Genomic DNA, 13,094 nt, shown 5'->3' with positions numbered 1-13,094 from the left:
TTATCTCTCCGGTGATGTCAGGGATATGGCTTCTATATCTAAAATCATTAGCAGACGATCGCGATCGTTATACAATCCTCGCAAGAAAGGAGCCAATTCTTCACTCACCTCTTGGGCCGATACAATGCGATCGGGGTTGAGGTTTACCACTCCTTCGACAAAAGAAACTGCCAATCCTATCTGCATCGGCGATAATCTTGCATCGTTGGGATCTGGCGCTTCCACTACTAGAATACGACAGTCGGGCGAATGGCTATCGACTGCTTGTATACCAATAAAACCACCAAAATCCATTACCGCTATAATTTCACCCCGCAGGTTGGTTAATCCCAGCAAAAACGGGAGAGTGTTTGGCACAGGGGTAATGGGTTGTTGGTAAAAAAAAAGTACTTCTCGCACTGAAGTCAGAGCGAGTGCAAACAGGCTTTTGTCTTGACCAAAGAGAAGGAATTTGAGCATTTGGCATTGGTAAATTTAAAATTTTAGATGGCAGATTTCAAATTTATTTTTAATAGGCAATTGTAAATTTGAAATCTGAAATTTAAAATCTAAAATCTAAAATTAGTTATTTGCCATTAACTTTTTTATGATGTCAACTAATTGTTTGGGTTCAAAGGGTTTTGTTATATAGGCGTCTGCTCCCATATCCATGCCCCAAAATTTGTCAATTTCCGTGTTTTTTTGGGTGCAAAATACCACTGGTAAGTGTTTGGTTTTTTCGTTGCTCCGCAACTCGCGTATCACCTCAAATCCGTTCATTCGGGGCATCACTACGTCCAAGATCACGAGGTCGGGCGGTGATTCCTGGATGCGGGCGATCGCTTCATCTCCATCACTGGCTCGCTCAACGGAAATACCCGCCTCTTGTAAAACTCGGCAGATGATTTCTAATTCAGTGGCGAGATCGTCCACAACTAATACTTTTGGCATGAGAAATCCTTACAAAAATAGGGCTGGGGGCTAGGGAAAGTGTAGGGGAGTGGGGGAGCGGGGGAGCGGGGGAGTGGGGGAGTGGGGGAGTGGGGGAGTGGGGGAGCGGGGGAGCGGGGGAGCGGGGGAGTGGGCAATTACTTCGTTCCTTGTCCCCTTTTTCTTTTGACTTTTGACTTTTGACTTTTGACTTTTGACTTTTCTAGCCCCTAGCCCCTAGCCCCTAATTATTGTGCCCAAAGAATCAATCCCAGATCGTAAGAACTGCTGAGATATTCATGTTTGGGCAAAATACGCAGAGACATCCCTTGTAGACCGCTGGAGGTGTAGGTGATGTTGCTGGTATAAATGCTAGTTCCAGACTGCGGATCTTGACCTTGGTATTCCATCGCGGTTGGCACCCCGTTGACAATATCCTTATTGGCATTCACCAGACCAGTGTATAGCTGCACCTGCAAGTCATCTGGAGTTAGCCCTGCCAAATTTATTCGCGCTTTGACGCTAATAGTTTGGTTGACCAGGATTTGGGTTCCTTCAGATACGTCAATCTTCTCGATTTTAATGTTGTACCACCGATCGAGGATCTTGTTTTTCCAGTCGGCTAACTCTTTGGCTGGTGCATATTGTGCTGCGGTCATAGTAAAATAGCGATCGCTTGCCGGAAAATACGCCCGCATCCCATACTCCCGCACCATTCGGGCTGTATTGAAGAACGGGCAATTTAACCGAATCGCATCTTTCATTTTGCTCACCCAGCCACGGGGGATTTCTTCGTTGTCCCGATTGTAGAACAGTGGCACAACTTCCTGTTCTAGCAGTTCATATAGGGAGTTGGCTTCTACTTCGTCTTGGTAGTTAGGGTCATGATAATCTTCGCCCTGACCGATCGGCCACCCGGTGCGGACATAATCTGCCTCGTCCCACCAGCCATCCAAAACGCTCAGGTTTAACAAGCCATTCATCGATGCCTTCATACCGCTGGTGCCAGAAGCTTCTCGCGGACGCCGGGGTGTGTTCAGCCAGACATCGCAACCAGCTACCATCAGCCGCCCTACGTGCAAGTCGTAATCGGGAATAAACACGACATTTCGGATCAAGCCCTGTTCCCGAATGAAGTGGTTAATTGCTCTGATTAGTTCTTTGCCCGGAATATCCATCGGATGGGCTTTACCGGCTATGACAAACTGCACCTTGCGGCCTTTGTTCGCCTGTAAAATTCGTTTAATGCGATCGATGTCGCGCATCCACAGGGTAGCTCGCTTGTAGGTGGCAAAGCGACGGGCAAAGCCAATTGTCAAGACCCCTGGATCGAGTACTTCAGACGCTTGGGCAATTTCGACTGGCGAGGCACCGCGATCGCGCAGCTTTTGCGCCAGCCGCTCCCGCACAAATACTACCATTTCGGCTCTACACCGCTCGTGATATCGCCATAATTCTTCATCTGGCAGGGAACTCACTCGTTCCCATAACGGGTCGCTGACGGGTGCGCGTTCCCATCGAGGGCCAAGGTAGCGATCGTACAAGCTTTGGATTACCGGGGATACGCAACTGCGTGCATGAACGCCGTTGGTAATTGCGGTGATCGGCACTTCCTCGACTGGTAAATCCGGCCATAGCCCCTTGAACATCGATCGCGACACGACACCGTGCAGTTGGGCAACACCGTTGATAAATGTCGCCATTTTAATGGCCAGAATTGCCATGCTGAAAGGTGATGTAAAATCTCCCGTGTCCTCCCGCCCCAAAGCCAGAAATTCTTCTCGCTGAAAGCCAAATACATCACCGTAGTAACCCAGGTAATACATCATTTTGTCTGGGGGGAACAAGTCGATGCCAGCTGGAACGGGGGTGTGGGTGGTGAAGATGCTACTCGACTTGACAACAGCCAAAGCTTGCGAATAGCTCAAACCCTCTTCTTGCATCAGCACGCGGATGCGCTCTAGGGACAAAAAGGCCGCGTGACCCTCGTTCATGTGGTAGGCTGTCGGTTTCAACCCCAGCGCTGTGAGCGCCCGCACGCCGCCAATTCCCAGCATCATCTCTTGGTGAATCCGCATATCGATATCGCCGCCGTACAGTCGATCGGTGATATCGTGGTCGTATAGGCTGGCGTTGGCCTCAATGTTGGTGTCGAGCAGGTACAAGGGTACTGTTCCCACTTGTATGCGCCAGATGCGAGCATAAACTTTGCGATCGGGATAATCAACTTCAATCCGTATTTCTGTACCATCTGGATGGCGTTCCAGATGCAGAGGCATATTGTAAAAGTCGTTGATTGGGTAATGTTCGCTTTGCCAACCATCCGCGTTCAAAAACTGGCTGAAATAGCCTTCTTGGTAAAGCAATCCCACGCCAGCTAGGGGTAAGCCCAAATCGCTGGCAGATTTGAGGTGGTCACCCGCTAGAACGCCTAAACCGCCAGAATAGATGGGTAGGCAATCTGCAAGGCCAAATTCCATCGAAAAATAGACATAGCACTCGGAATTTTGGGTTTTGGATTTTGGATTTTGGATTTTGGATTGGGATAAATCATCTTCTTCCCGCAAACCCGACACCCTACCCCCTACACCTTTGCGCTGTTTGTGATACCACGTTAATCGGTGGTGGTAGTCTTCTAGTTGTTGGGCAGCTCGTTCCATCTGGGCTATAAAGCCTTCGTCTTCAGATACTTCTTGCAATCGCGTTTGCGAGATACTACCCAACATCAATACTGGATTGTGGCGACTGGATTCCCATAGGTCGCGGTCTAGGCGGCGGAATAAATCTTTGGTATCGACGTTCCAATCCCAGTGCAGGTTGTAGGCAAGCTGCCGTAGGGGTTCTAGTCGCGGTGGTAGAGAGGGGGTAACGTTAAATGTGCGAATCGGCTGCATTTGCTAGCAGAACCTCTTAGTCTTGTTATGGTTATTGTGCCCTCAGTTCTGTTCAGTTCTGTAGTGAGGGGTGCTTATTTTAATACTCTTTTGGGAGATGGGGAAGTGTGGAGAGGTCTGGAATCGGGTCGGAGCCTATGTCTGAGGCGTCTTTGTTGGCGTCAGTCCGTGGGTCAGCAGGTATGGCTTCCCAGTTGCTAATCTGTTTTTTCAATTCTGGCGGGTGTGCGATCGCGGATCGACTGCTACAATTCCCTCATTTGCATAACGAGCAAAATCAGCCGTATTCAGCGTCAAAATGTGACTAATTTTATTTGCTTTCATCGCAGCAACAAGACGAGCATCATGTACTTGAACTCCTGAAACACCAAAGGCGACAACTAATCTACGCCACTCTATATAGATTTCAGGTACATCAACGAGCAATGGAAACAGTCTTTCAATCAGACGCAGTAGCCGATCTGCATCATTAGGGGTAAGTCCAAATCCGTTTCTGTCGATCGGGCGTGTTCCAACATTCCAAAACTCAACGCAATTTTGAGGAGCAATTTGTAATTGATGTCCTTCATCTCGGAGTTTTCGGATTGCAGCACGGATCGTCGTGTGGAGAGGATGATTTCGATCTGCAAAGCGCAACAAGACGTTTGTATCTAAAAGATAGATCGCCGTCATGGATGTTCCTCGTAGATCCCTGCACGACTGACAGCATAATCCGATAGTAATGGTAAATTGGTGCCAACACTTTTGGCGAATTCTTCAGCTAGCCGATCTGCAATATTTTCAAAAGTGGGATTAATTTCTGCTGTGGACTCACTGACATCTAACTGATTTTCGCCTTTTTCTTGCCAAGTCAAGAATTCAACAAAATTAAGCACCTCATTTAATTTGGGTTGAGGCAAATGATGTAATTTCTGAACAATGCTGTCTATTAATGGTTCCATACTCAAATGCCATAAACAATTAAAAACCACCCTTTACCTTATAGTATAGGGTGGTTTTTAATTGTTTTATTAGTATCTGGATGGAGCTGGGCAGAGTCGAACTGCCGTCCAAATCGGGTATTAACTTACCGTTCATTCACAGGTTTAGCCATTCTGATCCTCATGGCGGGAACCATCCATTATCCCGGATGACAGGATGCAGTGGTTAAGTCTTAGCTAGCAATTTACCACAGAAATCTTGCTAGAGCATCCGTTGGGGGTTTGTCTGTCGCCTTTAACGGAGTCGGACTACAGACGCTCGAACCTTGTTATGGGTTATTAAGCAGCAACAGTGGCTGCTTTACGAGCAAAGGGTACGATGTTGTTCGCATTTACTTTTTTTTGAGCCTTTGATTAACGAGAGGAGACTCACTCTCGACCTGTATCACGGGGGAGCATTCGCCGACCTGTCGAAACCATGGCAGCCCCATGTCTTACATTTTTCTATTATAGTTCGTTATTTCAGTTATGTGTGGGGACTGGGGGCTAAAAGAGTTTTGAGTTGAAAAATTCCTCTGCTCTTGACCTGCTCCCCACTAGAATCGCGATCGGGCCTTGGTTACATTAAATTATCGCATTTGCCGAGAAACAAGTTTTTCAATGTCTGCCTGCGTTTGCTGCAACAGCTGCTTTCGGCTATCTGATGCTTCGCTGAGATTGGGGACTAGGTTACGAGCCTGTAACGCCATGTGAAGCTGAAGGTGAGCGACGTACTCGCTAAAGTCTTCACGAAATGAGTCGTTTGGCGATCGATCTAAATTCAGTTGCAATGTGTTCTCCCTGCCTGTTTTTGCGTCGTTCGTCAACATCAGTCAACATCCATTGAGGTTATCACGCAGTTATTCTTATCTTTTACGTTTGTAATCAAGTTTAATGTTTTGGCCTAGATCGTGTTGAGAAAGGTAAACTTATGGCGATCGCGCTTTAGACCTCTTTACCTTCTACCATATATATGGTATGGGCATCTTGGGTCGATCGGGCCAGATCGATCGCGATACTAGGTTGTGGAATACCTACTCACGTCGCTGGGGAAAATATCTCTGTGCGGCATAGTCAGGGAAATCTCAGTCATGATTGTATTCGGTGGAGATCCTCACGGTGATTTTAGGCCAGTGATTAGAGCGGTGGAGGCTTATTCTCCGCAAGCGGTGATTTTGCTTGGAGATATGGACTTAGAGCGATCGCTTGACGAGGAACTTTCCGCTATACTCGACAAAACCGAAGTTTGGTTTATTCCTGGCAATCACGACGGCGATCGAGACCATTGGTATGATAACCTGTTTGGGTCGAAGCTGGGCGATCGCAACTTACACGATCGTATCATTGAGATTGACGGCAAGCGAGTCGCTGGATTAGGCGGCGTCTTCCGGGAAAAAATCTGGAAACCACCAGCAAAACCGAGATTCAAAAGCCGCAAAGACCTACTATATTTTTGCGGTAAGGGAGAACGTTGGCGCGGCGACATCCCGCGCAAACATCACGCCACTATATTTTGGCAAGAGTACGAAGCACTTTGGGACAAGCGAGCAGATATTCTGGTAACTCATGAAGCTCCCTCTTGTCATCGCTACGGATTTCCAGCCTTGGATGATTTAGCTCAAGCGCTGGGAGTTCACACAGTATTTCACGGTCATCATCACGAACAGTATAGCGCCACCATATGCGGCGGCAAAATAGCCGTGCATGGGGTTGGTCAAGCTGGAGTTAGTGACGAAAATGGAAATGTGCTGATATAGCGGTTCTCAAGTAAGTGAGGTACGTAGTTGGGCTTTAGCCCTCTTAATTTAGTGGTTATATAAGCTGTCAGTCATACCTCATCTACCTTATAAGGGCTATAGTCGGGAAGCGGGATAAGCAATATGGGATATAATCGTGTAATCAGTATTTCCTTCAGCCCGGATGGGAAGTTATTAGCATTGGGGAGTAACGATAAAATGGTGCGGTTGTGGAAAGTGGATTAGCAGCAGTAATCTTAGTAGATGTAGCGGCAGAGCCAAGTTTAAGCTTTAACAAAAATATTAAAAGAGAGACTGATTATGACTTCAACTCAAACTGCTCGATTTAAAACCCAACTTCAAAACTATCCAGAGTGGGATAGACAGCAACAAATTAAACGCAATAGTAGGGCTTTAGAAAAGTTAGAAAAACTGCGTCAAGAAAGAATAAATATGAGTGATGAAGAAGCTAAAGCTAGGGAGGATTTTTTTGAAGAATTCAAACAAATTCTTGACAATAACCGTCCTGTAGGTGCAAAACTTTATAGCGAAAAATGATTCTTTTTATTGATTCAGGGGTGTTAGGATTACTGACGAATCCGAATAAAGTGGGAAAACCAAGACAATGTGATGATTGGCTTTATACGCTGCTGGCAAAGGGGGTTTATGTAGTTAGTTCTGATATTTGTGATTATGAGGTGCGTCGCAGTCTATTATTAGAAGCGCAACGCAAGCCAAATTTAAACAGTGTAAAAAATTTAGATGAGTTAAGAGAAATAATTGATTTCTTAAAGTTAGATTCGGTGGTGATATTTAAAGCTGCTGAAGTGTGGATGGAAGCACGGTTACAGGGAAAGCCAACGGCTGATGATTATAGTTTAGATGTGGATATGATTATTGCGGCGCACTGGCAATTATTAAAGGAGGAATTTCCCAATCGTTATCTGGTAATTGCCACGACTAATGTTAAACATCTCAGTCAATTTGCTGAGGCTCTAAGTTGGGAAGAAATTCAATTATAAAATTATGACTAGATGACCTACACCTTACTTGACGAGGGCAGAGTAGCAGTAAGTACTACTCTACCCTCGCGAATTGAGTGCTGGCAGTTGAGCGTGGGAAAGGATGGTTGTTAAACTTTACATCGTGTCCTATTTTGCGCGGATCTCGGCTGTATCCCAATTAGTGCGATAATCGCTCTAGTCATCGTTTAAATCTTTTGCCAGTTCGTCGAGTCTGTCGTTGGCATCTCTTGCCAGTTTAAGACAGTAGACTGTGGCAGACAACCCGCCAGTTGTGGTGATGGTTCCCTCTGGTGCTTTACCTAGAAGTACGAGGCCAATTCCACAAAACCCAACAAGGGCGCAGGTTGCAGTAGTTGCCAAAGCTAAGTTAAAACTGAGGCGTGCTTGGCGTAAGCGTTCTTTGATGATTTCTGATTGGTCAGGGGTTAGCATGGCTTTTAAAACCGATTAACTTCATACTTCTACTGTGAGGCAAAATACCTGAAACCCTGACTAGGCAATGATTTTGTTGTTAACTTCTTTTGACTGATGTATGATTGCGATATGCCTTAGTTGTGATTGCCTTAAGAATTTATTGGGTAAAATTTAATTAACTTATGACAGACCCTAGCCAAACCAGAAAAAAGAAAAAAATCACCATTATTGCATCTGAAAAAGGTGTAGAGAAAGCAGAAAAAGCTTTGGTAAGGCTAGGATTTGAATCGAAAATTAATTTTGCTGAGTCACAGCTTTTATCTCGTGGTATAGTCACAAAGTTTTTTATTCAACAGCCGATTCAGCTTGATTCGTTCAAGAAAATATGTAAAGAGCTAACATTGAAATGGGAAGAAATTATAGAAATAACCGAAGAAAGCCCAACTTCCAGTCAACTAGAAAAACAAACTAATTTTAGCCTTAGTCTTGAAGAGGGGGTGGAAACAGTGAAAACAAGTGTTCGCCAAGTCATTGCTGTTGATGAACAAAACCAAGAAGTTCTTGTTGCTGTAACTTTAGAAGGAGACATTATTTCAGTTCAAATTGATGCAGCTTTTTTTCAGGATCATTTTTCAAATAAATATCCTGGCAGTACTATAAAAGTTGTGGCGATTCAAAAGGGCAGTATCAGATTAATCATAAAGGGATCTTCAAAAGATATTCAAAAGCTTTTATCTGATTTTGAAGCAGAGAATCTAACACGAATAAATGGTTTTCTTGTTCAGGATATCCAAATCTTGAGTGAAAGTTCAGAAGATGACGAAAGCAGCGAACAAAAATGGCGTTTAGTAGAAGAAATTATTACTAACCCAATTAAGAGGCGAAACTTAAGAGGTGTTGACTTAAGCGATGCTGGCTTGAGAAATGCCAGCCTAATCAATGCCAACCTGAGTCGTGCCAACCTGAGTAGTGCCGACCTAATCAATGCCAACTTGAGTCGTACCAACCTGAGTCTTACCAACCTGAGTGGTGCCAACCTGAGTGGTGCCAACCTGAGTGATGCCAACTTTATTGATGCCAATCTGAGTCGTGCCGACCTGATTGATGCCGATCTGAGTGGTGCCTACCTGAGTGGTGCAAATGTTAAAAATGCTCGATTCAGGAATAACCAAGGAATTTCTGAAGACATGAAGCAAGGCCTAATCAAACGAGGCGCAATATTTGAGGATTCCCCTGGGGATCGCTCTTTCCTTCGGGCTTAATATTTTATAACAATTTCACCAATCTGCGATCGCTTACAATACTAAATTCCACTTCGCTTTCGTTTGTCTAAGGAAATTGAACTACAACAGCTAATCCTAACAAAATTGCTTCTAGCTTAGTATCTTCAACCACTCCTACTTTATCAACAAAACGCTCTAGAGAAACCGAACGGGTTTGCAAAGGATTTGCCGCCGAAACTTTTGTTAAACAATTCTCTGTTGATGGTTCAATCTTCACTATCCAAGGAAAATTTGCCAGCGCTGTTTTCCAAGCAGTAATGGGCACAACCAGACGGAGTTTCAAACCTGACAATCCATCAGCACTAATGACGAGCGCGGGACGAGTTTTTTGAATTTCATCGCCTCTAGTTGGATCGAATTGCACTCGCCAAATTTCTCCGCGCTTGGGTTCGCTACTCGTCATCCCAGTTGTCATCCTCTATATATCCCTCTACCCATTCCATCTCCTCAGAACCGGGCAAAAAACAGTCCTTTGCTTCCTCAACTTGCTGCGCTAATATAGCATTGCGTTCCGCTACTGGCAGATGAAGTAAAGCACGCAATGCTATAGTTTGATGTTCGGCGGAATGGGCAGCATTCGCGATCGCTTTTAGCGATTCTATCTTTTGGGATTCATTATTAATTTGTTGCACTGTCAATAACGCCTCAGCAAATTCTCCTGCTTTTATTTGAGTTAATACTATTGATAAACCCGCATAATTTTCTATTTCCGAGTCAGCGAGCGAGCTTTTACTCTCCTTCATGCAATAGTCTCCTACTACCTATTTGACAAATTCAATTCAATTATAGCTAGAACAGTTATATCTCTCATTATTCCCCTAACTCTTCTTCCAAAATAGATACATCAGTAGCTTTTTTCTTTCGCTTAGTAGTCCGTTCATTCTGACCACCTTTTCTTAATCCTACTGCAATTTTACTATGTTTTTCGATCTGACTCATCACTTGTTTTGCCCTACTAATCACCGATGCCGGTAAACCCGCCAAACGTCCAGCTTCAATCCCATAAGACTTATCAGCGCCTCCCGGTTGAACTTGGTGCAAAAAGATAATTTGGTCGGGCATTTCCTTTACTGTCACTTGATAATTAGCAACATTATCCAAAATTGATGCTAACTCATTTAATTCATGATAATGAGTAGCAAAAATAGTTCTGGCTTTAATTTCATTTGCCAAATATTCTGCTACCGCCCAAGCAATCGAAAGACCATCAAAAGTTGCCGTACCGCGCCCAATTTCATCCAAAAGAACAAGAGACTTAGCTGTAGCATGATTTAAGATATTAGCAGTCTCATTCATTTCTACCATAAAAGTAGATTGACCTGTCGCTAAATCGTCCACTGCACCAACACGGGTAAAAATGCGATCGCATATTCCCAGCATAGCCGACTTAGCAGGCACAAAACTCCCTACCTGCGCCATCAACTGAATCAACCCAACCTGCCGCAAATAACAACTCTTCCCACTAGCATTCGGCCCAGTTAAAATAATCAAATCGGGACGGCCATTTGTCAGTTGTTCGTTGTCAGTTGTTTTGCTTGCGACTGACAACTGACTACTGACCCCTGACTCTTGACCCAACCAACTCGAATTCGGCACAAAAAACCCCGATGGCAAAGATTGTTCAACAACAGGATGACGCCCATCAATAATAGTAACTTCCCGACCTTCCACCATATTAGGGCGGCAATAACCCTGATGAACTGCCATCTCTGCCAAACCGCACAAAACATCAGCAGCAGCAACAGCGCGAGAAATATTGCGAATTATTTCCCCCTGTTCCGCCACTTCTGCCCTTAAACCGACAAAAATCTCGTATTCCAGGCGATTCAGATCGTCACGCGCTGTCAAAATTCGCGCTTCTCGTTCCTTTAACTCTGGTGTGATGTAACGTTCCTCATTAGTCAGAGTTTGTTTGCGGACATAGTTATTTGGAACTTGATCTGCTTTGGAACGAGAGATACTGATATAATAACCAAATGATTTGGTGTAACCTACCTTCAGGTTAGAAATACCAGTTCGCGCTTTCTCTGTTGCTTCCAAATTAGCAAGCCATTTGCGATCGTCTTCTGCCCCAAGACGCATTTCATCTAGTTCGGGACTTATTCCCTCTCGAATTAAACCACCATCAGTAAGATGAATGGGAGGCGATTCTACTAGATTGGTGTGCAGTCTCTGTGCCAATTGTTCCATAATTGGTGGCACTTTCTGCAAAGTTTTCAGATATGGAGAACGAACATCAGCTACTAATTTAGCTAATTCTGGTAAGCGGGAGAGAGAGTCAGCTAAAGCAACTAAATCTCTGGCGGTAGCCGTTCCCGAACCAGCACGTCCCGTCAGCCTTTCTAAATCGTAAATCTGGCGCAGTAGTTGTCGCAAGTCTTGGCGAAGAGAGGTATTTTCTACTAATTCTTGAATGGTATCTTGTCTGGCTCGAATACCTTTAATATCTAATAAGGGTTGTAATAACCAGCGACGCAAGGCACGTCCACCCATTGCGGTACTGGTTTTATCTATAGCCCACAACAGCGAACCGTGAAATGTGCCATCCCGCACGGTTTGGGTAATTTCGAGGTTGCGGCGAGTTTGGTGATCGACGATTAAGTAGTCTGTGAGGCTGTAGGTGCGTAGTAATTGGAGAGGAACTGGATTGCTTTTTTGGGTGTCTTCCAGATATTGCAGCAACCCGCCAGCCGCACGAACGGCAAGGGGGAGATGTTCGCAACCGAAACCTTCGAGCGATCGCACTTTAAATTTTTCCACCAATCGCTGCTTTGCCTCGCCTAAAGTGAAGGGAGTTTGGGGACGAAAAGCATAACAAAATGATGGCGGCAAACACTCTGGCAAATACTCTGATTTTTCGCCGGGACGCAGCAAACCGCCCAAATCTGGAGCATTCGTAGGCACTAGCACTTCTGAAGGTTGCAAGCGCATCAATTCCTGCGATAAATGCTCTAAATTGTCTGATTTAGTTGTCAGGAATTCGCCTGTTGAAATATCTGCATAAGCTAAACCCCAATGATTACCCGCCATCACAACAGCTGCTAAAAAGTTATTGCGTCTAGCATTCAGCATCCCCTCTTCCAACAAAGTACCGGGTGTGAGAACCCGCGTCACTTCTCGCTTCACCAAACCTACTGCATCGGCAGAATCTTCAACTTGATCGCAAATAACAACTGCATACCCTTTTTCTACTAGCAGGGTAGTGTAGCGTTCCCAGGCGTGGTGCGGCACACCAGTCATCGGCACTCTACCAACTTCGCCAGCGTGTTTGCTGGTGAGGACGAGTTCTAGTTCCCGCGATACGGTGATGGCATCTTGGAAAAAAGTTTCAAAGAAATCTCCCACCCGATATAGCAACAGCGCATTAGGATATTTATCTTTCACCTCAACATAATGATGGTACATTTTGCTGAGTTTGTCTCTATCCAGCAGTCTGCAATCAGCGTTTGGGATATTGGATTGATGGGAATTAGCAGCGGTGGGGGTTTTCGGGGTAGATGTGGAGTAAGTCATAGATGCGCTGGCTAGAGGCATAAACCTTTATTGACTTTACCACAAGGGTTTTTATATCCCGTTAAATAAAAAAATACGCGCTATTGCGGGGAGAAACCTCACCCCCCCAACCCCCCTCTCCTCCAGAGGAGAGGGGGGAGTATTTCTCCCCTCTCCTCCAGAGGGGAGGGGCTGGGGGTGGGGTTCCACTGTCCCGGCGAATGACTGGTAGCCTAAAAAAATACGCGCTATTGCCAGAAGGTTACCCCTTCGTAAATACCCCAGGACTAGACTGCTCAACTCCAGCGTAGTACAGGTAGTATTGCTCATTAGTTTCTAGGAAACCAAACCGTAATAGCAATACTACCTGTACTACGCACAG

General features: G+C 45.2%; 15 protein-coding genes and 1 other RNA gene. 5 read left to right on the top strand and 11 right to left on the bottom strand.

The annotated features are described in order from the left end of the window. From LAY41_RS13480 to LAY41_RS13450, 7 genes are all read right to left on the bottom strand, one after another. Complete coding sequence (locus tag LAY41_RS13480) at positions 1–459, bottom strand: chemotaxis protein CheW (protein ID WP_249098282.1); 459 nt, start codon at positions 457–459, stop codon at positions 1–3. Positions 460–561: 102 nt separating this feature from the next. Further along, positions 562–930, bottom strand: a complete 369-nt coding sequence (locus LAY41_RS13475; protein WP_249098280.1) for a response regulator transcription factor — start codon at positions 928–930, stop codon at positions 562–564. Between the two features lie 227 nt (positions 931–1,157). Beyond that, the gene (glgP, locus tag LAY41_RS13470; protein WP_249098278.1) at positions 1,158–3,803 is read right to left on the bottom strand and encodes an alpha-glucan family phosphorylase; all 2,646 of its coding nucleotides are present in this window, start codon (positions 3,801–3,803) and stop codon (positions 1,158–1,160) included. Positions 3,804–4,013: 210 nt separating this feature from the next. Then, entirely contained in the window at positions 4,014–4,475 is a 462-nt protein-coding gene (locus tag LAY41_RS13465; protein WP_249098277.1) for a type II toxin-antitoxin system VapC family toxin, read from the bottom strand. Continuing rightward, entirely contained in the window at positions 4,472–4,744 is a 273-nt protein-coding gene (locus LAY41_RS13460) for a hypothetical protein (RefSeq protein ID WP_249098274.1), read from the bottom strand. Before LAY41_RS13460 ends, LAY41_RS13465 begins: the two co-directional genes overlap by 4 nt. A gap of 78 nt (positions 4,745–4,822) precedes the next feature. Then, positions 4,823–5,212: a transfer-messenger RNA gene (gene ssrA / locus LAY41_RS13455) on the bottom strand. A 140-nt stretch (positions 5,213–5,352) separates the two neighbouring features. After that, a complete protein-coding gene (locus tag LAY41_RS13450; RefSeq protein WP_338022460.1) occupies positions 5,353–5,553 on the bottom strand; it encodes a hypothetical protein in 201 nt (66 codons plus the stop codon). Positions 5,554–5,787: 234 nt separating this feature from the next. Between LAY41_RS13450 and LAY41_RS13445 the strand changes: the two genes are divergently transcribed. The 4 genes from LAY41_RS13445 (at position 5,788) to LAY41_RS13430 (ending at position 7,520) form a co-directional block, all read left to right on the top strand. Next, positions 5,788–6,519: a metallophosphoesterase family protein gene (locus tag LAY41_RS13445; protein WP_249098268.1), complete on the top strand. Its 732-nt coding sequence runs from the start codon at positions 5,788–5,790 to the stop codon at positions 6,517–6,519. A gap of 123 nt (positions 6,520–6,642) precedes the next feature. Then, positions 6,643–6,744 carry a WD40 repeat domain-containing protein gene (locus LAY41_RS13440; protein ID WP_249098265.1) on the top strand — a complete coding sequence of 34 codons (102 nt, stop codon included), beginning with the start codon at positions 6,643–6,645 and terminating at the stop codon, positions 6,742–6,744. Between the two features lie 75 nt (positions 6,745–6,819). After that, positions 6,820–7,056, top strand: a complete 237-nt coding sequence (locus tag LAY41_RS13435) for a hypothetical protein (RefSeq protein ID WP_249098263.1) — start codon at positions 6,820–6,822, stop codon at positions 7,054–7,056. Continuing rightward, positions 7,053–7,520 carry a type II toxin-antitoxin system VapC family toxin gene (locus tag LAY41_RS13430; protein WP_249098260.1) on the top strand — a complete coding sequence of 156 codons (468 nt, stop codon included), beginning with the start codon at positions 7,053–7,055 and terminating at the stop codon, positions 7,518–7,520. Before LAY41_RS13435 ends, LAY41_RS13430 begins: the two co-directional genes overlap by 4 nt. A gap of 177 nt (positions 7,521–7,697) precedes the next feature. Here the strand turns inward: LAY41_RS13430 and LAY41_RS13425 are convergent, their stop codons facing one another. Continuing rightward, positions 7,698–7,955 carry a TRADD-N-associated membrane domain-containing protein gene (locus LAY41_RS13425; RefSeq protein ID WP_249098258.1) on the bottom strand — a complete coding sequence of 86 codons (258 nt, stop codon included), beginning with the start codon at positions 7,953–7,955 and terminating at the stop codon, positions 7,698–7,700. A gap of 164 nt (positions 7,956–8,119) precedes the next feature. Between LAY41_RS13425 and LAY41_RS13420 the strand changes: the two genes are divergently transcribed. Next, positions 8,120–9,199 carry a pentapeptide repeat-containing protein gene (locus LAY41_RS13420; protein WP_249098255.1) on the top strand — a complete coding sequence of 360 codons (1,080 nt, stop codon included), beginning with the start codon at positions 8,120–8,122 and terminating at the stop codon, positions 9,197–9,199. Positions 9,200–9,266: 67 nt separating this feature from the next. Here the strand turns inward: LAY41_RS13420 and LAY41_RS13415 are convergent, their stop codons facing one another. The 3 genes from LAY41_RS13415 to mutS form a co-directional block, all read right to left on the bottom strand. Further along, positions 9,267–9,623: a type II toxin-antitoxin system PemK/MazF family toxin gene (locus LAY41_RS13415; RefSeq protein ID WP_249098252.1), complete on the bottom strand. Its 357-nt coding sequence runs from the start codon at positions 9,621–9,623 to the stop codon at positions 9,267–9,269. Then, positions 9,613–9,963, bottom strand: a complete 351-nt coding sequence (locus LAY41_RS13410) for a hypothetical protein (protein ID WP_249098250.1) — start codon at positions 9,961–9,963, stop codon at positions 9,613–9,615. The genes LAY41_RS13415 and LAY41_RS13410 overlap by 11 nt, the downstream gene beginning before the upstream one ends. A 67-nt stretch (positions 9,964–10,030) precedes the next feature. Continuing rightward, positions 10,031–12,733 (bottom strand): DNA mismatch repair protein MutS, encoded by a 2,703-nt coding sequence (gene mutS, locus LAY41_RS13405; RefSeq protein WP_249098248.1) that lies wholly within the window; start codon positions 12,731–12,733, stop codon positions 10,031–10,033. Between the last annotated feature and the right edge of the window lie 361 nt (positions 12,734–13,094).

This window comes from Argonema galeatum A003/A1, from assembly GCF_023333595.1.
In the GTDB taxonomy this organism is placed as follows: Bacteria; Cyanobacteriota; Cyanobacteriia; order Cyanobacteriales; family Aerosakkonemataceae; genus Argonema; species Argonema galeatum.
The sequence above is the reverse complement of the archived record's forward strand: the minus strand, read 5'-3'. Positions and strand labels throughout refer to the sequence as shown.